This window comes from Ralstonia sp. SET104 (assembly GCF_003851545.1).
Taxonomy (GTDB): Bacteria; Pseudomonadota; Gammaproteobacteria; order Burkholderiales; family Burkholderiaceae; genus Ralstonia.
The window spans coordinates 248,458-267,968 of record NZ_BHVX01000005.1 but is presented as its reverse complement, the minus strand read 5'-3'; the positions used below and the strand labels follow the sequence as shown (position 1 = coordinate 267,968).

Genomic DNA, 19,511 nt, shown 5'->3' with positions numbered 1-19,511 from the left:
CCCTCCTCCAGCTGTCCGCCCATGACCTCCCAACTCGCCAAGAAGGCCGAAGCGTGGTCCGCCCGCTTTAACGAGCCGGTGTCTGACCTCGTCAAGCGCTATACCGCGTCGGTGTTCTTCGACAAGCGCTTAGCACTCTTCGACATCCAGGGCTCGCTCGCGCACGCGGCCATGCTCGCCAAGCAGGGCATCATCGCCGAGGCCGACCGCACGGCCATCGAACAAGGCATGACGCAGATCCGCCAGGAGATTGAAGCCGGCACGTTCGAGTGGAAGCTGGACCTGGAAGACGTGCACCTGAACATTGAAGCGCGCCTGACCGCCATGGCGGGCGACGCCGGCAAGCGCCTGCACACCGGCCGCTCGCGCAACGACCAGGTCGCCACCGACATCCGCCTGTGGCTGCGCAGCGAGATCGACAACATCGTCGGTCTGCTCAAGGCCCTGCGCGGCGCATTGCTGGACTTGGCCGAGCAGCACACCAACACCATCGTCCCGGGCTTCACGCACCTGCAGGTCGCGCAACCGGTGGTGTTCGGCCATCACCTGCTGGCCTACGTCGAGATGTTCACGCGCGACACCGAGCGCATGCTCGATGCTCGCAAGCGGGTCAACCGCCTGCCGCTGGGCGCCGCTGCACTGGCCGGCACGAGCTACCCCATCGACCGCGAATTCGTCGCACAGCAACTCGGCTTTGACGGTGTGTGCCGCAACTCGCTGGATGCCGTGTCCGACCGCGACTTCGCCATCGAATTCTGCGCCGCGGCCGCGCTCGTCATGACGCACGTCTCGCGCTTCTCTGAAGAGCTGGTCCTGTGGATGAGCCCGCGCGTGGGCTTTATCGACATTGCGGACCGCTTCTGCACCGGCAGCTCGATCATGCCGCAGAAGAAGAACCCCGACGTGCCTGAACTGGCGCGCGGCAAGACCGGCCGCGTCAACGGCCATCTGATCGCCCTGCTCACGCTGATGAAGGGCCAGCCGCTGGCCTACAACAAGGACAACCAGGAAGACAAGGAACCGCTGTTCGACACCGTGGATACCGTGGTCGACACGCTGCGCATCTTTGCCGATATGGCGACCGGCATCACCGTCAAGGCTGACGCCATGCGCGCCGCCGCGCTGCAGGGCTACGCCACCGCCACTGACTTGGCTGACTACCTGGTCAAGCGTGGCCTGCCCTTCCGTGATGCGCACGAAGCCGTGGCCCACGCCGTTCGTGCCTGCGACGACCTGCGTTGCGACTTGGCGGATTTGAGCGTTGCGCAACTGCGCGACATCAGCGGCCTGGGCGACAAGGCCAACCTCATCGGCGACGACGTGCACGCCGTACTGACGCTGGAAGGCTCGGTCGCTTCGCGCAATCACATTGGCGGGACTGCGCCGGAGCAGGTGAAGCAGGCCATTGCGTTTGCGCGCGCTGCATTGGCTGAATAATTCGCCTCACGCTTCAAACAAAAACGCCGCGCATTGCATTGCGCGGCGTTTTGCTTTGTGGCGGCCACCGTGCACACACGGGTCGACGGCCAGCCTTCACCACCCAGCTCACCGCTTGGCAACCCGCCCCACGCTGCGCGGATTCCAAGCCGCCAAATCCAGCTTCTGCCCCGCCAGCGTTTGCAAGATGTAAGCGCCAATCGCATCCAGGAATCCGTCCTGATAGCCCTTGGACTGACCGGCCGCTTCCACCTCCAGCACCGCACGCAGCACCGACGGCCCGAACAGCCGGTAACGCAGCGTGCTATCTCGTAGCGCAACCAGAAACTCGCGCCCAGCCAACATGCCGCGCTGGTACTCGGTGCCCACAGACGATTCAGATGCGGGCAACGGCCCGCTTTCCGGGTTCTGCGGCATGTCTCACTCCGCCTCGCCCGGAAACACCAGTTCGCGCAGGATGTCCCAAAGTTCCAGATCGACCTGCATGCCTTCGAGCGTGGCCAACACGTAGGCACCCAGCCCATCGGTAAAGCCGGCCTTGTATTCATCGGAGTGCGCCTGAACGCGAGTTTCCAGCCGTTTGCGCACGACTTCGGCCCGAAAGGTGCGGCCCGCTTCCAATGTGCGTTGCTTGTGCAGCAGGAACCGGCGCGCGGCCTTGGCGCCTTTTTGGTAATTGGCGTCGGATTCGATCACTGCGCGCCTCCGCTGAGGGGGCGAACAACGATGCGGCACGAAGATGGCTGGAGCACGGCGCGGTGGCCGTTGAAGGTGAGAACGGAGTGAGAGTGATCCGGCGGAACCATGTCTTCCCCTCGTCGTGAGTTTGGGAGAACCGCCCACCGCGAGGGGTGGGCGGGCACACGACGGGCTCGAAACACCGGAAGACTCAACCAAAAACCGGCACGGCCGAAGCCGTACCCGCCGAGGCCCGCCCGTAAGGGTGAACGCCGGCGCGCGACTGCCTGATCGGCGTCACGGGTTGAGTCTAAGCTCGGGGTTTCGAAGCCCGGCCACGCTTTTTTTGCGCGGCCCGGGGAGTCTACGTTTGCTGGTGCCCCGGGGCAAGTTACGCGTTGTTGCGCGGTGGGATTTGAGGCGGTGGTTTGCGTGCGGGGCCGTCAAGACCTGGGCTGCAGGCTTCGGCCGTTGGTGGAGAATCCCAAAGGTTTTTTGCCGATGTGGGTGATCGCTTGAGGGGGAGAGGGATTGGTGGTCGAGTTCGGCCATGAACGGTCAGGCGCGAGCGTCCGCTTTCGCGCGCCCCCGGCTATTGGGGTTTTCTGGACGAGCGATCATGGCTCACAATAACTTAGCCAATATCGGCGTTAGGCTTTGAAATTCGCGTCCCATGAAGAAGATTCTCGACTCGCTCAAGCTAACAGTGTGGACGGTGGAGTTCGCATGGAAGGTCGTCACGTTCCTCATCGTTGCCGCAGGAGGCACGACCGCAGGCGTATTGGCTACGGGGCTCCAGGTATTCCATAGTCTTGGCTGGCTTGCTGGGTTCGGCGTTGGTTTGCTTGCTGCACTGCTTACGGCCCTAACCATCTATCTTGCCCGGGCAGCGCAACGAGCTGCGGCAGAGGCGTCCATCGCCACGGCGATAGCGGCTAAGTCGACTCGGATAAACCCGCTTCGCGCCAATTTTTCCGATGAGGTGATTCACCTCTCTGATTTGCATCTACCTGGCATGCAGGTACATGAGCACAAGCAGTTTCGGAACTGCAAGTTTGTAGGGCCAGGTGCCATTGTGCTGCTTGGTGGCACATTCGTCCGCAGCGGTTTCCATGACATCGGGCACATCCTCACGGTGCCCGACAACACGTTGATCACCGGGATTACTGTGCTTTCAAACTGCACCGTCGAGGATTGTGAGTTCTACCGAACGACACTGCTTGTCCCGCGTGCCCAGGCTGATGCACTTCGACAGATTCCCGGGGTTCAAGTGGCTCTATGACTTTCATGCCGGGAGCTTCGACACCTAGTGCCTTGTAAATCTGATCGTCCGGTTTCAGGCGACGAATTTCTGATGTCGCAGGACTGTTTTGGGTCGATCAGAGCCCCTCGTAGCACCGCCCATTAAAGAAACCCCAAAGAAAAACGCCGCACGATACTCTCGCGCGGCGTTTTGCATTTGTGCAGCGGAAACTTACCTGACGCAGTCGACGAAGTACCCCGTCCTGCCGTCAACCTCTTCCTCGACCAGCCCGTGAATGTCGGTCTCAAACCCGGGGAACAGCTTGTTGAACTCCCGCGCAAACTGCAGGTACTGCACGATCGTCTTGTTAAAGCGCTCGCCCGGAATCAGCAGCGGAATGCCCGGCGGATACGGCGTCAGCAGGATGGCGGTGATGCGGCCCTCCAGCTCGTCGATGGCCACGCGTTCGGTTTCGCGGTGCGCCATCTTGGCCCAGGCGTCCGACGGGATCATCGCCGGTTCCATGTCTGACAGATACATCTCGGTCGTCACGCGGGCCACGTCATTGGCCTGATAGACGCTGTGGATGCTGTCGCACAGTTCACGCAGGCCGATGCGCTCGTACTGCGGGTACTGGCGCACGAACTCCGGCAGCACGCGCCACAGCGGCTGGTTGTTGTCGTAGTCGTCCTTGAACTGCTGCAGCTCGGTCACCAGCGAGTTCCATCGGCCCTTGGTGATGCCGATGGTGAACATGATGAAGAACGAGTACAGCCCGGTCTTCTCGACGATGATGCCGTGCTCGGCCAGATAGCGCGTGACGATGGCGGCAGGGATACCCGAGTCGCTGAACTTGCCGTCCACGTCCAGGCCCGGGGTGATGATGGTGGCCTTGATCGGGTCGAGCAGGTTGAAGTCTTCGGCCAGATTGCCGAAGCCGTGCCAGCGCTCGTTGGCCTTGAGCATCCAGCCTTCGCGGTCTTCGATGCCCTCGTCAGACAGGTCGTTCGGGCCCCAGACCTTGAACCACCAGTCGTCGCCCTTCCCATTGCCGCCGTTCGTGCCAAAGTATTCCTGCTCCACCTTGCGCATGGCGCGGCGGAAGTCCAGCGCTTCGGCAATGCTTTCTTCCACCAGCGCGGTGCCGCCCGGCGCTTCCATCATCGCCGCGGCCACGTCGCACGAGGCAATGATCGAGTACTGCGGGCTCGTCGACGTATGCATCAGATACGCTTCGTTAAAGCGATACGAATCGAGCTTGCGCGTCTCGGAATCCTGCACGAGGATCTGCGAAGCCTGCGACAAACCGGCCAGCAGCTTGTGCGTGCTCTGCGTGGCAAACACCAGCGCGTCCTTGCTGCGCGGGCGGCCGTGGCCGATGGCGTGCATGTCCTCGTAGAACGGGTGGAACGAGGCGTGCGGCAGCCACGCTTCGTCAAAGTGCAGCGTGTCGATCTCGGTCGACAGCATGTTCTTGATCATCTCGGCGTTGTACAGCACGCCGTCGTACGTGCCCTGCGTAATGGTCAGGATGCGCGGCTTCTTGTTCTTGGCTTTGCTGGCAAACGGGTGGTCGGCGATCTTCTTGGCGATCGTCTCCGGCTCGAACTCGCTCTTCGGAATCGGGCCGATGATGCCGAAGTGGTTGCGCGTCGGCATCAGGAACACGGGAATCGCGCCCGTCATCATGATCGCGTGCAGATTCGACTTGTGGCAGTTGCGGTCGACCACCACGATGTCGCCGGGTGCCACGTTGGCGTGCCACACCATCTTGTTCGACGTGGACGTGCCGTTGGTCACGAAGAACATGTGGTCCGAGCCGAAGATGCGTGCGGCGTTGCGCTCGGATGCTGCCACCGGGCCGGTGTGGTCGAGCAGTTGGCCGAGTTCTTCCACCGCGTTGCAAACGTCAGCGCGCAGCATGTTCTCGCCAAAGAACTGGTGGAACACCTGGCCCACCGGGCTCTTCAGAAACGCCACGCCGCCCGAATGCCCCGGGCAGTGCCACGAATACGAGCTGTCTTGCGCGTAGTCGATCAGCGCCTTGAAGAACGGCGGCGGCAGCGAATCCAGATAGTTGCGCGCTTCGCGGATGATGTGTCGGGCCACGAACTCGGGCGTGTCCTCGAACATGTGGATGAAGCCGTGCAGCTCACGCAGCACGTCGTTCGGCAGATGGCGCGAGGTGCGCGTTTCGCCGTACAGGAAGATAGGGATATCGGCGTTGCGGCGGCGCACTTCGGCCACGAAGGCGCGCAGGTTTTCGACGGCTTCCGGTTCCGGCTTGTCATTGTCCGGGTTGATGAACTCGTCGTCGTCAATGGAGACGATGAAGGTCGACGCACGGCTGGATTGCTGCGCAAACGAGGTCAGATCACCATAGCTGGTGAGGCCCGTGACCTCCATGCCCTCTTCTTCAATGGCCTGCGCCAGCGCGCGAATGCCCGACCCGGAGATGTTCTCGGAGCGGAAGTCCTCGTCGATGATGATGACGGGAAAGCGGAATTTCATCGTGGTTCCTTATGGATGAAGCTAAAGGTACCGCTCCGTAGGTCGGAAACGGAGAGAAAACTAGGTCTTGGGCAGCGTCACACCGTGCTGGCCCTGGTACTTGCCACCACGATCCTTGTACGAGGTCTCGCATTCCTCGTCGCTTTCAAAGAAGAGCACCTGCGCGCAGCCCTCGCCGGCGTAGATCTTGGCGGGCAGCGGCGTGGTGTTCGAGAACTCCAGCGTTACGTAGCCTTCCCACTCGGGTTCGAACGGCGTGACGTTGACGATGATCCCGCAGCGCGCGTACGTGCTCTTGCCCAGACACACGGTCAGCACCGTGCGCGGAATGCGGAAGTACTCCATCGTGCGGGCCAGCGCGAACGAGTTCGGCGGGATGATGCACACATCGCCCTTGAAATCGACAAACGACTTCTCGTCGAAGTTCTTCGGGTCGACGATGGTGCTGTTGATGTTGGTGAAGATCTTGAATTCGTCGGCGCAGCGGATGTCGTAGCCATAGCTTGACGTGCCGTAGGAGACGATGCGGCGGCCTTCGGACTCGCGCACCTGACCCGGCTCGAACGGCTCGATCATGCCGTGCTGCTCGGCCATGCGGCGGATCCACTTGTCGGATTTGATGCTCATGGGATGCCTTGGATGAACAAATGGGGGCAGGCTTCGCGGTGCGAAAACTGTCCCCATTTGGTCACGTCGGCGGCTTGGCCCGCGCCTGGGCTAAGTTTGGAACGCGGATTGTACTCCCAAACCTGTGGCGGAAAACCCCGTGGCGACCGATGACTTGCGCCGGCCTTGTCAGCCAAACCAAGGGCAAATCAGCGACCGGATTCCGCCGCTTGAGGCAACTCCCCGCGCGGGCCGACCATGCCGGCCAAATGCGTTTCGGCCACAAACCGGTCGCGCCCCGTGTAGAGCAGAAAGTGTCGCCCGGTGCACCGCGCAAACAGCGTCAGGTTGACCCGCTGGGCCATCTGATGGCCCATTTGCGTCACGCCTGAGCGCGACAGCAGGAACGGAATGCCCATCTGCGCGCCCTTGATCACCATCTCGGAAGTCAGGCGGCCGGTGGTGTAAAAGATCTTGTCGCCGCCGCTCATGCCTTCCAGCCACATACGGCCAGCGATGGCGTCCACAGCGTTATGGCGGCCAACGTCTTCAATGAAGTGCAGCAGTTCGCCCCGCGCATCAAACAGCGCACAGCCATGCACCGAGCCCGCTTGCTTATAGATCGACTGCTGCAAACGAATGGTGTCGACCACGCGGTAGAGCGTGGTCTGGGTCATGCGTGCGTCTGGCGGGAGGTGGATGGCGTCAATCTCGTCCAGCAACGAGCCGAATACCGTGCCTTGCCCGCAGCCGGTGGTAACGGTGCGGCGGGCGGTTTTCTCGTCCAGGTCTGCAATGCCGGCTCGGGTGGTGACGGCAGCGGATTCGGTTTCCCAATCGACCTGGATGCAAGCGATCTCTTCAACGCTGCCGATCAGGCGCTGGTTGCGCAGGTAACCGAGCACGAGCGCTTCGGGGGCGCCACCCAGCGTCATCAGCGTGACGAGTTCGCGTTTGTCGAGGTAGACCGTGAGCGGGCGCTCGCCGGGGATATAGACGGTGCGCGCGCGGCCCAGCTCGTCGAGCACTTCAACCTCGTCGAGCAATGGAACGGAAGCGTTAGTCAGTTCTGGACGCAGCGGCATTGATCTAGGTCAATAAAGAAATGCGCACGACAAGCGTGCCCGAAAAAAAAATGCGCACGGCAAGCGTGCGCATGAGCATACGGCTGGCGCCCATCCGCAGACAGGCGCCACGTTCAGGCGATCAGTTCGCCACGATCACGCCGCAGGCGATGCGCCCGCCGGAATTGCCGGTGGGCTGGGTCATGTAGTCGTCCTTGCCGGAGTGGACGACCAGCGCGTGGCCAACCAGGCTGGTCGGGCCAGGCGTGAGCGTTACGCCGGTGAGGGTGATCGAGCCGACGGCCTTGCCGTTGGCATCAGATTGCAACATCGGGATATCGCCGGCATGGTGTGCGCCGTGGCGCGGATCACCGTGCTGCTGGCCGGTCGGGTTGAAGTGGCCGCCTGCGCTCATGCCATCTGCCGATGAGCAATCGCCCTTTTCATGCACGTGGAAACCGAACATGCCGTTGGCCGGCAGGCCAGAAATATCCACGGCCATGGCAACCCGATTGTCGCCTTGCTGCACCAGCTTCACGCTGCCCTGCACGGTGCTGCCGCTCTTGGGCGCCAGCACGGCCGAGGCCGCCATGGCCGAATCAGCCGCCTTGGCCGTCGACGCTGAGTTCGATGCGCAGCCAGCCATCAGGCCGATCGCGGCGAGTGCAATCACGAGTTGCTTCATGTGTCACCTCCAGTCAGGGTTCACTCGGGGAGCGGACGATTGTACTGCCGGATGGTGAACACGCAACATTGGCAACAACGGTTCACCCTTTGGCGGCCGGCGCTGGCGCCGGTGGCACGGGTGCGACAAACGGCCCCGGATCAACGCATGGCGCGCCCGGCTGCGTATGCGCAGCCTTGCCGCCGGCCTGGTAGGACGCCACCACCTTGTCCTGCGCCTTGCACGTCTGGAACGCGGCCACCTTGTCACCCCAGGCCGTTTTGGCCTTGGCCAGCGTGGCCTGTGCCGTTTGCTCTTCCGTCGGCGCCGGCAACTTGGCCCCGGCCAGCCCGCTCGTCAGGCTCAGGATGGCGGTAGCAAGCGCCATACCTGCGGCGCGGCTCATCGCGAATGCATGCATGGGGAGGCTCCTCGAATCAGTGGCACAGCCGATGGCGTCATGACTTGACCGGCTGCTCGCTGGGTGCGGGCGGCGCGGGCGGTCGGGACCGTTGCACCGGAATCTTGCCGGCCTTGACGTCGTCGTACCAAAACTCGTGGTGCTCCTTCGCCCAAGCCTCGTCGACATAACCATCACGCATGGCACGGTAGGCGCCCTCCATCCCGATCGTGCCGATGTAGATGTGGCCCAGCGACATGCAGATCATGCCCACCGCAGCAATGGCGTGGATGACCTCGGCCAGTTGCATCGTGCTGCGGTAGTAGTCCACGCCGGGGACGATGCGATCGAGCATCCAGCCCGACGCCGACAGCACCAGCCCGAACACGACGAGGCCGCCCCAGAACCAGAGTTTTTCGCCGGCGTTGAAGCGGTGCGACGGCACCTCGGCGCCGTGTTCACCGGCAAACATGCCTCCGAGGCTGAGCAGCCATTGCACGTCGCCACGGCGCGGCAGGTTGTCTCGCACCCACATCACGAAGGCTACGATGATGCTGACCGTGAACAGCGGCCCGATCAGGTTGTGCAGATTTTTCAGCGCGTACGTCAGCCAGCCGAACAACTGGTGGCCAAGGATCGGCAGCAGGAAATGCTTGCCCCACAGCATGACGATGCCCGACACCGCCAGCGTGACAAATGAAATCGCCATCGTCCAATGCACATAGCGCTCGGTGGGTGTGAAGCGCTCGATCTTGCGGCCGGTCGGCGGTTCTTTCAGGCGGATCTGCCCCTTCCACAGGAAGACGCCCAGGATGGCCAGCGGCACGAGTACGACCAGCCAGCCGCCCCATACGGTGATGACGCCGTTGCGGAACAGCCGCCATTTCTGCCCGGTGCGCTGAATCAGTACGCCCGCTTCCAGACCGGGGATGCTGGCGTAGTGCGCCTGATCGGAATTGACCTCGCGCCAGACAGGCGCGTTGTTGCCGGGCTGCGTGGTGCGCCGCGTGGTCTGCGCCTGCGCCTCTTTGGTGAGGTCACGCTTCTGCACATCAAACACGTTCTCCGAGACGATGTTGGAGAACGGCAGCGCCGGCTGCACAGCCGGATTGACAGGCGCGTTGTTGGGCACCGGCGCACTGGCCGGCTGCTGCGCGCTGGCGAGCATGGCCGCGCCGCCGAGCAGCGCCGCCATCACAAGGTGTTTCCAGGAAGTGCCCATGGACGAACCTCCGCTCGTACGTGTCATGGCGTCACGGCGTCTTGTTGTACTCGTTCTGGTACTGGCCGCGCGCGCGGATCTGGTTCTCCCAGCTCGTGCGATCGCCGGGCGTCCAGTTCTTGGCCATGAACGGATCACCTTCTGCGCCCTTGTAGGCGGGTGCATCGTCCTTGCGGTGCGATGCGAAGGCAATCTGCGGGCGTTCACCGCAGGCACCCAGCAATATCACCGCGCCCAGGGCGATCAGCAGGCCGGTCGATCGTTTGTGCGGGCTCATGATTGCGCTCCCGGGGCCGAAGCAGGCGCAGCGGGCGCAGCCGGGGTGGCCGGCGCTGTCTGGCCACCCTTGCCCTGCGCACCGCCCGGGCCACCATAGGCCGTGCCCCACCCGAACAACTCTGCGCCCTTGCCCCGCTTCATCACACGGTTACGCAAGATGTCGGAAATCACATCGCCATCGCCGCCCAGCAGCGCCTTGGTCGAGCACATTTCCGCGCACAGCGGCAGCTTGCCTTCGGCCAGACGGTTGCGGCCGTACTTCTCGAATTCCTCTTCGCTGCCGTTCTTCTCAGGGCCGCCCGCGCAGAACGTGCACTTGTCCATCTTGCCGCGCACGCCAAACGTGCCCTGGCTCGGGAACTGCGGCGCGCCAAACGGACACGCATACGAGCAATAGCCGCAGCCGATGCAGACATCCTTGTCGTGCAGCACCACGCCGTCTTCAGTGCGATAGAAGCAATCGACCGGGCAGACCGCCATGCACGGCGCATCGGAGCAATGCATGCACGCCACAGAGATGGACTTCTCCGCGCCGATCATGCCGTCGTTGATGGTGACCACGCGGCGCCGGTTCACGCCCCAGGGCACCTCGTGTTCGTTTTTGCAGGCCGTGGCGCAAGCGTTGCATTCGATGCAGCGCTCGCTGTCACAGATGAATTTCATGCGTGCCATGGTCGCTCCCCGTTATGCAAAACGCTCGATCTGGCAGACCGTCGTTTTCGTTTCCTGCATCATCGTCACCGAGTCGTAGCCATAGGTCGTGGCCGTGTTGACGGCCTCGCCGCGCACGATCGGGTGGGCGCCTTCGGGGTAGTAGTCGAGCAGATCCTTGCCCTGCCACCAGCCCGAGAAGTGGAACGGGATGAAGGCGTGGTCAACACCCACGCGCTCGGTCACCAGGGCGCGCACCTTGATCTGGGCGCCGGTCGGCGTTTTGACCCAAACGAAGTCGTTGTGGCGGATGCCCCGGTCGGCCGCGGCCTTGGGGTTGATCTCGACAAAGTTCTCCTGCTGCAGCTCAGCCAGCCACGGGTTGGAGCGCGTTTCTTCGCCACCGCCTTCGTATTCGACCAAGCGGCCGGAGGTAAGGATGATCGGGAATTTCTCGTAGACCTTGTTCTCGATATTGCGCTGCTGCACCGTCTTGTACAGCGTGGGCAGGCGCCAGAAGGTCTTCTTGTCGTCGTGCGTCGGGTACTTGGCGACCATGTCGGGCCGCGTGGAATACAGCGGCTCGCGGTGCTGCGGAATGCCATCGGGGAAGTTCCACACGATGGCGCGCGCCTTGGCGTTGCCGAACGGGTGGCAGCCGTGCTTCATCGCCACGCGCTGAATGCCGCCCGACAGATCGGTCTTCCAGTTCTTGCCCTCGGCGGCCTTCTTCTCGGCATCGGTCAGGTCGTCCCACCAGCCGAGTTTCTTGAGGAAGACGTGGTCGAACTCGGGGTAGCCGGTCGTCAGTTCCGAGCCCAGCGAGAACGAACCGTCTTCGGCCAGCAGATTGACGCCATCGCGCTCCACGCCAAAGTTGGCGCGGAAGTTGCCGCCGCCGTCCATCACGTGCTTGCTGGTGTCATACAGGTTGGGCGAGCCGGGGTGCTTCAACTCGGGCGTGCCATAGCATGGCCACGGCAGGCCGAAGTAATCGCCAGTGAGGTCGTAGCCGGTTTCCGGGTCTTTGCCGCCTTTGCAACGCAGCGTGCGCACATCAAACAGATGCATGTTGCGCATGTGGGCCTTCAGGCGCTCCGGTGATTGGCCGGTGTAGCCGATGGTCCAGTTGCTGCCGTTGATCTCGCGCAGGATCGATTCGATCTCGGGCTCGCGCCACGTCATGCCAGCGCGCTTGTACTCCGTGATTTTGTAATTCTTCGACAGCTCCTTGCCGAAGCCGAGGCGATCTGCAAAGGCCTGCATGATGACGTGATCGGGCTGCGATTCGAACAGCGGCTCGATCACCTTCTCGCGCCATTGCAGCGAGCGGTTGGATGCGGTGCACGAGCCCGAGGTCTCGAACTGCGTGGCGGCCGGCAGCAGGTAGACGGCGCGGTTCGGGTTGGGCGGCGTGCCGTCGGCTGCAGGCATGTTGGCCATCGCGGCCGTGGCCGATGGATATGGGTCTACCACCACCAGCAGGTCAATCTTGTCGAGCGCGCGCTTGATGTCCATCCCGCGCGTCTGCGAGTTGGGTGCGTGGCCCCAATAGAACACCGCGCGGACGTTGTTGTCCTGGTCGATCAGCTCGTTTTTCTCAAGCACCGCATCGGCCCAGCGCGAGACGGTCGTGCCGGATTTTTCCATCATCGCCTGCGAGACAAAGCGGCTCTTGATCCAGTCGTAGTCCACACCCCATACGTTGGCGAAATGCTTCCATGCGCCGGCAGCCAGGCCATAGTAGCCGGGCAGCGAATCAGGGTTGGGGCCCACGTCAGTCGCGCCCTGCACGTTATCATGGCCGCGGAAGATGTTGGCGCCGCCGCCCGACTTGCCGATGTTGCCCAGCGCGAGTTGGACGATGCACGAAGCGCGCACGATGGCGTTGCCGATGGTGTGCTGCGTCTGGCCCATGCACCACACCAGCGTGCTCGGGCGGTTCATCGCCATCATCTCGGCAACTTTGTGCACCTGTGCCTCGGGCACGCCGCACACCTCTTCGACCTTGTCCGGCGTCCACTTGGTGAGCACTTCCTCGCGCACCTTGTCCATGCCGTAGACGCGGTCGTGGATGTACTGCTTGTCTTCCCAGCCGTTCTTGAAGATGTGGTGCAGCACACCAAACAGGAACGCGATGTCGGTGCCTGAGCGGATGCGCACGTATTCATCGGACTTGGCCGCCGTGCGCGTGTAGCGCGGGTCGACCACGATGACCTTGCAGCCGGTTTCCTTGGCGTGCAGCAGATGCAGCATCGACACCGGGTGCGCCTCTGCCGCGTTCGAACCGATATACAACGCGCACTTGGCGTTCTGCATGTCGTTGTACGAGTTGGTCATCGCGCCGTAGCCCCACGTGTTGGCCACGCCCGCCACGGTGGTGCTGTGGCAAATGCGCGCCTGGTGGTCGCAGTTGTTGGTGCCGAAGAACGACACCCACTTGCGCAGCAGGTACGACTGCTCGTTGCTGTGCTTGGACGAACCAACGAAGAAGAACGAATCCGGCCCCGTCTCCTGGCGGATCGTGTTCATTTTGGCAACGATCTCGTTGAGCGCCTGTTCCCAACTGATGCGCTGGTAGCGGCCATCAACGAGCTTCATCGGCGTCTTCAGGCGATATTCGCCGTGGCCGTGCTCGCGCAGGGCAGCGCCCTTGGCACAGTGCGCGCCCAGATTGATCGGCGAATCGAACACCGGCTCCTGGCGCACCCACACGCCGTTCTGCACTACCGCATCCACCGAGCAACCCACCGAGCAGTGCGAGCACACCGTGCGGCGCACGACGATGTCACCCTTGCCTTCAGCAGCCTGGGCCTCGCCCACCACCGATTTCTTCACCAGCGTGAGCTGCGTGGCTGCCAGCCCCGCGCCAACACCAATACCGGAACGTTTGAGGAAGGTGCGACGGTCCATGGTCGGCAGCGCGCCCGCAAGGCTGCGCGCCAGACTGCCGGCAAGCGACGCAGCGCCCTGGCGGTGTGCCTGAGCGGCTTTGGTGTCCTGTACCGCCGGTTTGCGGGTCAGAAGCATGGGGTCACCTGAGGATGTGGGGTGCGTGCAATAACGATGGAGCGGAAGCGGCGCGCATGCGGCTGCCTCAGATCCACGTCGTCTTGTAGTACTTGCGGATGTGTTCGCTCAGCCGGTAGCCGGTGGCGCCGTCATCGGCCGGATCTGCCTGTGGCGTGGCAGAGGCGGCGGGCGCTTGCACCAGATGGCTGGCCGTGGCGGCCGTGCCGGCGGCGGCGGCCACGGCGGCGCCCATCAGGAAGCGGCGGCGCGTGGGAGCGGATTCAGCGGAATCCGCCTGGGGGCGGGCGTGAGGGACAGTGTTCGGACCTGGCATGTTGATGCTCCCCGGTTTTTTCAAACCGATGACCGAATGTAATAGGAAATATCCGACACATTTTAGGAGTAACGGCGCGGGAAAACCATGCCTGATACCCCTCACCCTCGGGTTTTCCTGACGATTTGCCGATGAATTTTTTTAATCAGCACGCGTTGAACCACCCCGCCGTGACGCTGGCGGGGCGTGGCTCTTGGCGGCGTGCTGATTTCTTAGGCAATCAACTGGCGCGGGGTCACGCCAGCTCGAGCGCGAGGCGTTCCACGTCAAAGAACGCTTTCGCCAGTCCCGCCACATCGGCATAAAACGCGGCGCGCGGATGCTGCAATACAGCATCGCAGGCCGTGTCGACCCACGTGGCCAGATGGCGCTGGAAGAAGGCGCGCTGCTCTTCGATGCGGGCAACGGCGGCGACGTCCCCGGCAATCAGGTAACGCATGACCTCGCACAGCGTGGCGAGGTGGTCTTCAGTCTCGGTGATGCCCTCGGCGCGCTCCAGGCCGTAGCGGCGCAGATCGTCGCGCAGCACCACGAGCGGTTTCTCGTTCATGAAACCGGCCTGATAGTACGAGCCGTACAGGAACACCTCAGGCTTACCGACGCCGATAAACAGTTCAGTGTATTCGTCGTCGGCCTGCCCGGCAGTTGTCTGACCGGCCCGCGCGACGAGCCTTCGCCAGGCCTGCGTGAGCGCACTGCTGGCAGCGGCTTGCGCATCGGCGGAAGCGGCATCGTCGTCGCCCACCGGGCCCAGCGGCGCGGCGGCGATACGCTGCAGCAAATCGGCATCCGCCGCGCGGAAAAACAGCGTCGCCAACAGGCCGTACAGATCGGCGCGAGCAAGATCTTCCGAGCTGTCAGCAGGCGTGGCGGCGGGCTGGAATTGCAAAGGCTGGGCGTCAGTCATGGGGGCTGGGGTCATCTTCAATGCGCAGTCTTCAGTGCGTGGCGCCGGGGCGTTCACCGTGCTCCATCATGTCGATCACACGGCAATCGCCGCACATTTTCAGGCGCTCGGCGGCCGCGCCGGAGAACGCCGGATGCGCGCCGAGCTTGGCCAGCATCGTGGTGATCATCTGTGCCGTGCCGAACGGCTTGCCGCAGCGGACGCAATGGAACGGCTGCGTCTCGTTGAGCGTGACTGGCTGGCGCGCTTCGGCAGACAGGTTCAGGCGTGGCACGAGGGCAATGGCGTTTTCGGGGCATGTGGTTTCGCACAGGCCGCATTGGACGCAGTTGCGCTCGATCATGGCCAGCACGGGGCGCTCTGCCTGATCGCGCAGCGCCTGCGACGGACATGCGCCCACGCAGGCCATGCACAGCGTGCAGCTTTCGCGGTTCACGGTGATGGTGCCAAACGGTGCACTGGCGGGCAGCGCAATGACGGCTTCGGTGGCCTTGGCGTGGCGTGCAAGATGATCCAGCGCGAAATCGAGCGTTTCGCGCTTGGCCGCCGCCACAGCAAAGGTGGCACCCGGCATGTCACGACGGAAACCGCGCAGCGGGCCAGACACATCGGCGCCATTCAAGCGTGCATCCAGCCCAGCCGCATTGGCAACGTCGATCAGCACCACGCCCGCTGCATCCGCCGGCTCACCCAGGCCGTGCAGCATGGCTTGCGCCGCAACAACCTGCTCGGTGAGCATCGCGCGGTACTCCGGTGCATCATCCTCGGTCAACAGGATGGCGATGCGGGCGGCGCCGTAGGCCAACGCGGCAAGCCACAGATCCAAACCCGTGGATGCCGCATGGAAGACCTCAACCGGCAACACATTCACCGGCACGCCCTGCGCTTTGCCGACACGTGCGGCGCGGCCCAATTGCTCAATCAGCGTGCGGCCACGCTCACCGTTGTGCAGCAGGACCACGGCATCATGCCCGCCCGCCAATGCGTAAGTGTTCAGCAGTGTCTTAAGCTTGCGCCCCTGATACGGCGCGTTCGGATACGCATAAGTGATGGCACCGGTGGGGCATGCCGTCGTACACGCGCCGCAGCCCACGCACAGGTGGGGCGTGACGTGCACGCTGCCGCGCCCGTCCTTCCACTGCGACGAGATCGCCGACGCGGAGCACACCTGCACGCAAGCATTGCAGCCCACCTGGCCGTTGCGTCCGTGTGCACAGATTGAGTCCTTGTACTGGAAGAACCTGGGCTTCTCGAACTCACCCACCAACTGCAGCAACGCCAGCGATGCCGTCAGTTGACGGCCTGCATCGGCACCGGCGTGGAAGTAGCCCTGCGGCGGCTGGTGTTGCGAGAACGCAGGCGCGTCGTTCAGATCAAAGATCAGGTCGAACTGACCAGACAGCGCCTGGGGTGCATCCACGCGGCCGAAGTCGATGGCCATCGCTTCACCGCATGCTTTCACGCAGGCGCGGTGGTCGCGGCAGCGGTCCAGGTCGATCTGGTAGAGCGTGTCGATGGCGTCTTCGGGGCAGACATCGATGCACGCGTTGCAGCGTGTGCAGCGGTCCAGATCGATCGGATTGCGGTTGTGCCACTGCACCTCGAACGCGCCGAGCCAACCCGTCACTTTGGCCAGTTCACCGGCGTGGACAGGCCACCGGCGCTCCATCGGCGGCGCCAGCGGACCGGCTGCGCGGTCGCGGCCGGTGGCGAGCACCGTCACGCTGAGCTGACCGGCCAAACGCTCAGCCCAAGGCAACGTACGTTCAGCAGGCCCGACGATCAGCAGATTGCCTGCCGACTGGTAGTCAACAACCGGCACCGGGTCTGGCGCTGGCAAGCCGGCCACCGCCAGCAGCGCCGCCGTCTTGGCGTGGAAGCCGCGCGCATCACGCCTGGCCCCTGCCGACCACCCACCCGTTTCGCGCACGTTGACGAAATGGATCGGTGCGGTCACGCCCTCACGCTGCGCGGCCACTTCGGCAAACAATGCCTTCTCCTGCGTGCAGGCGACGATCACGTCTGCCGTGCCATCCAGCGCCTGGGTGAAGGCGCCGATCTCGCGGCGGCACAGCAGGTGGTGTATCTGGTCAGGCACGTCGATGGCGGCGCCGGACGCGCGCACGGCGTCGCCCACCGCGTCGGCAGCCTCGGTGCCAAGCGGCATGGTGTGATTGCAACTGCAAAGCAGCGTCGGCATGGATGTGTGCATGAGCGCCCGCGTGCATGGCGCGGGCTGTGGGGACATGGCCGCACGGTCAATACCGGGCGGTGCTCTTTCTTATTCTACGGACGGCAGCTTAGGGGTGCCATGCGGGGTTGCCTGGGCGGAAGTCTCGCCCGTTGGCGGCTCGGTGGGCTCAACCGGCACGTTCTCCTCCACACTGGGCAATGCTTCCGATACGGGTTCGGTTCCTGTCGGCGGAGCCGCCTCCTCGTCGTCCAACGGCGCAAACAACCGCAATTCCGCCGTGTGCCGCAGTTCGCGCAGCATCTCGGGCGGAATCGGATCGGGCTGCGAATAGTCGTCGATGTACGTATCAAGCCCGTCCATCACATTGAAGTGCGGATCGGTGAAAAGCTTCTTGAGCGCGGCGCGTTTAACGATGTCGTCCACGCCGTGGGCGACGAAAGGCGCGAAATCATCGGACGGCGTCAGCTTGGCTGCATCTTCCAGCGTGAGCGGGGGCGGCACCTCGGGCGCGGGCCCAGCCAGCGGCGCCTGCGGCACAACGGCCGGCGCGGGCGGCGCGGCTTCCGGCTCTGGCTCGCCGCGCCGCTCGGCCGCCTTGCGGCGTGACCAGCGCGAGAGAAAAGTTTCGTCGCTCACGGCAGTCTCGCTCAAAACTTCGCGCGGTCTTCCGGCGGCAGGAACGACTCGGGCCGGCGCCGTTTCTTCGGCTCGGGCCGGTAGTTCTCGGCCACGTACGCCTGCAGCCATTCCAGCGCAGCGGCATCGAGCGGCACGTTTTCGACCGTCTCGCCGCCGTCGAGCCAGCGGCCGGCTTCGTTGTAGCTGAGCGAAACCGTGTGCGGAATCGCCCTGCCCTCGTCGGCCGTGCCCGCCTCGCCAAGGCGCCACAGCACGAACCAGCACGGCGTCGCAGAGGTCACGTTCAGGTAGTAGCCCTCGGCCTCGTCCCGGAACAGCGTGACGACGAAGCCGGGCGTGAGCCAGCGCTCGTCATTGTCGGAATGATCGAGGCAGCGCGGCGCGGTGCCGTATTCGCCAAGATCGGGCACGACGGCTTCCAGCCGCCACTGAAATGGCTGCCAACGGTTGGCCGTCGGGCGGCGGCACAGCACCACCGCCATCCGTACGGATGGGCGTTCCGCCTCTCTCGGATTGGGCAGCGGCTCGGTGGCGTCCATGATTGTGCGCTTATGTGTTCTGCACCACGATCGACGGGAACTTGCTCGTCATGTCCTTCGCCTTCTCGGCCACGGCAATGGCAACGCGGCGCGCGATCTGCTTGTAGACACCGGCAATCGCGCCGTCGGGGTCGGCCACCACGGTCGGGCGGCCCGAATCGGCCTGCTCGCGGATCGACAGGTTCAGCGGCAGGCTGCCCAGGAACGGCACGCCGTACTGCGCGCACATCTTCTCGCCTCCACCGGCGCCGAAAATGTGCTCGGTATGGCCGCAGTTCGGGCAGCAGTACACCGCCATGTTTTCAACCACACCGATGATGGGGATGCCCACCTTCTCGAACATCTTCAGGCCCTTCTTGGCGTCGAGCAGCGCGATGTCCTGCGGCGTGGTGACGATCACCGCGCCCGTCACGGGCACCTTCTGCGACAGTGTGAGCTGAATATCGCCCGTGCCCGGCGGCATATCGACGATGAGGTAGTCGAGATCACGCCAGTTGGTCTGCTTGAGCAGTTGCTCCAGCGCGGAGGTGACCATCGGGCCGCGCCATACCATCGGGTTGTCCTGCTCGATCAGGAAGCCGATCGAGTTGGCCTGCAGGCCGTGGCCCTCCATGGGCTCCATGGTCTTGCCGTCCGCCGATTCGGGCTGGCCCTGGATGCCGAGCATCATCGGCTGGCTCGGACCGTAGATGTCGGCATCCAGAATGCCGACGTTGGCGCCCTCGGCGGCCAGCGCCAGCGCCAGGTTCACGGCGGTGGTCGACTTGCCCACCCCGCCCTTGCCCGACGCCACGGCAATGATGTTCTTCACATTCGGCATCAGGTGCACGCCACGCTGCACCGCATGCGCGACGATCTTCATCGACACCTGCACGCTCACATTTTCGACACCCGGCACTTGGCGCAGCGCGCCGATCACCAGCTTGCGGATCGGCTCGAACTGGCTCTTGGCCGGGTAGCCGAGCTCCACGTCGAGCGACACCTCGCCGCCATCGATCCGGATGTTGCGCGCCGATTTGGACGAGACGAGGTCTCGCCCGGTATTGGGATCCACCACGCCGCGCAGGGCTTCGGTGATCTGTTCGATGGTTACGCTCAACATTTGCTCCACAAATCTAACGCGAATGGGGG

The 19,511-nt window shown here is 63.7% G+C and carries 19 protein-coding genes; 2 read left to right on the top strand and 17 right to left on the bottom strand.

Going from position 1 to position 19,511, the window contains the following annotated elements:
- Positions 1-21 precede the first annotated feature (21 nt).
- Positions 22-1,437 carry an argininosuccinate lyase gene (gene argH / locus PSUB009319_RS09180; RefSeq protein WP_124381908.1) on the top strand — a complete coding sequence of 472 codons (1,416 nt, stop codon included), beginning with the start codon at positions 22-24 and terminating at the stop codon, positions 1,435-1,437.
- 108 nt (positions 1,438-1,545) lie between these two features.
- Here the strand turns inward: argH and PSUB009319_RS09175 are convergent, their stop codons facing one another.
- Both PSUB009319_RS09175 and PSUB009319_RS09170 read right to left on the bottom strand, forming a co-directional pair.
- A complete protein-coding gene (locus tag PSUB009319_RS09175; protein ID WP_124381907.1) occupies positions 1,546-1,854 on the bottom strand; it encodes a hypothetical protein in 309 nt (102 codons plus the stop codon).
- A 3-nt stretch (positions 1,855-1,857) separates the two neighbouring features.
- Positions 1,858-2,133 (bottom strand): hypothetical protein, encoded by a 276-nt coding sequence (locus PSUB009319_RS09170; protein WP_124381906.1) that lies wholly within the window; start codon positions 2,131-2,133, stop codon positions 1,858-1,860.
- A 655-nt stretch (positions 2,134-2,788) separates the two neighbouring features.
- Here PSUB009319_RS09170 and PSUB009319_RS09165 point away from each other — a divergent pair.
- On the top strand, positions 2,789-3,397 hold the full coding sequence (locus PSUB009319_RS09165; protein WP_124381905.1) for a hypothetical protein: 609 nt from the start codon (positions 2,789-2,791) through the stop codon (positions 3,395-3,397).
- Between the two features lie 192 nt (positions 3,398-3,589).
- Here PSUB009319_RS09165 and PSUB009319_RS09160 read toward each other — a convergent pair whose 3' ends face one another.
- The 15 genes from PSUB009319_RS09160 to apbC form a co-directional block, all read right to left on the bottom strand.
- Positions 3,590-5,869, bottom strand: coding sequence for an arginine/lysine/ornithine decarboxylase (locus tag PSUB009319_RS09160; protein WP_124381904.1), 2,280 nt, complete (start codon positions 5,867-5,869; stop codon positions 3,590-3,592).
- Positions 5,870-5,929: 60 nt separating this feature from the next.
- Positions 5,930-6,496, bottom strand: coding sequence for a dCTP deaminase (gene dcd, locus PSUB009319_RS09155; RefSeq protein WP_012762552.1), 567 nt, complete (start codon positions 6,494-6,496; stop codon positions 5,930-5,932).
- A 188-nt stretch (positions 6,497-6,684) separates the two neighbouring features.
- Complete coding sequence (locus PSUB009319_RS09150) at positions 6,685-7,560, bottom strand: formate dehydrogenase accessory sulfurtransferase FdhD (RefSeq protein WP_124381903.1); 876 nt, start codon at positions 7,558-7,560, stop codon at positions 6,685-6,687.
- A 121-nt stretch (positions 7,561-7,681) separates the two neighbouring features.
- Positions 7,682-8,224: a superoxide dismutase family protein gene (locus PSUB009319_RS09145; RefSeq protein WP_124381902.1), complete on the bottom strand. Its 543-nt coding sequence runs from the start codon at positions 8,222-8,224 to the stop codon at positions 7,682-7,684.
- 82 nt (positions 8,225-8,306) lie between these two features.
- Positions 8,307-8,624, bottom strand: coding sequence for a hypothetical protein (locus PSUB009319_RS09140; protein ID WP_124381901.1), 318 nt, complete (start codon positions 8,622-8,624; stop codon positions 8,307-8,309).
- 37 nt (positions 8,625-8,661) lie between these two features.
- Positions 8,662-9,825: a formate dehydrogenase subunit gamma gene (locus PSUB009319_RS09135; RefSeq protein ID WP_124381900.1), complete on the bottom strand. Its 1,164-nt coding sequence runs from the start codon at positions 9,823-9,825 to the stop codon at positions 8,662-8,664.
- Between the two features lie 31 nt (positions 9,826-9,856).
- Positions 9,857-10,102, bottom strand: a complete 246-nt coding sequence (locus PSUB009319_RS09130; protein ID WP_124381899.1) for a hypothetical protein — start codon at positions 10,100-10,102, stop codon at positions 9,857-9,859.
- Positions 10,099-10,776 (bottom strand): formate dehydrogenase FDH3 subunit beta, encoded by a 678-nt coding sequence (gene fdh3B / locus PSUB009319_RS09125; RefSeq protein WP_124381898.1) that lies wholly within the window; start codon positions 10,774-10,776, stop codon positions 10,099-10,101. The genes PSUB009319_RS09130 and fdh3B overlap by 4 nt, the downstream gene beginning before the upstream one ends.
- Positions 10,777-10,788: 12 nt before the next feature.
- Positions 10,789-13,785 (bottom strand): molybdopterin-dependent oxidoreductase, encoded by a 2,997-nt coding sequence (locus PSUB009319_RS09120; RefSeq protein WP_124381897.1) that lies wholly within the window; start codon positions 13,783-13,785, stop codon positions 10,789-10,791.
- Between the two features lie 67 nt (positions 13,786-13,852).
- Positions 13,853-14,101 (bottom strand): twin-arginine translocation signal domain-containing protein, encoded by a 249-nt coding sequence (locus tag PSUB009319_RS09115; protein WP_124381896.1) that lies wholly within the window; start codon positions 14,099-14,101, stop codon positions 13,853-13,855.
- 235 nt (positions 14,102-14,336) lie between these two features.
- Positions 14,337-15,008 carry a molecular chaperone gene (locus tag PSUB009319_RS09110; protein ID WP_124381950.1) on the bottom strand — a complete coding sequence of 224 codons (672 nt, stop codon included), beginning with the start codon at positions 15,006-15,008 and terminating at the stop codon, positions 14,337-14,339.
- Between the two features lie 31 nt (positions 15,009-15,039).
- Positions 15,040-17,208 (bottom strand): 4Fe-4S binding protein, encoded by a 2,169-nt coding sequence (locus PSUB009319_RS09105; RefSeq protein ID WP_124381895.1) that lies wholly within the window; start codon positions 17,206-17,208, stop codon positions 15,040-15,042.
- Positions 17,209-17,289: 81 nt separating this feature from the next.
- Positions 17,290-17,838 carry a DUF3306 domain-containing protein gene (locus PSUB009319_RS09100; protein ID WP_124381894.1) on the bottom strand — a complete coding sequence of 183 codons (549 nt, stop codon included), beginning with the start codon at positions 17,836-17,838 and terminating at the stop codon, positions 17,290-17,292.
- Between the two features lie 11 nt (positions 17,839-17,849).
- Positions 17,850-18,380, bottom strand: coding sequence for a DUF3305 domain-containing protein (locus tag PSUB009319_RS09095; protein WP_124381893.1), 531 nt, complete (start codon positions 18,378-18,380; stop codon positions 17,850-17,852).
- A gap of 10 nt (positions 18,381-18,390) precedes the next feature.
- Positions 18,391-19,479: an iron-sulfur cluster carrier protein ApbC gene (apbC, locus tag PSUB009319_RS09090; RefSeq protein WP_124381949.1), complete on the bottom strand. Its 1,089-nt coding sequence runs from the start codon at positions 19,477-19,479 to the stop codon at positions 18,391-18,393.
- Positions 19,480-19,511 lie beyond the last annotated feature (32 nt).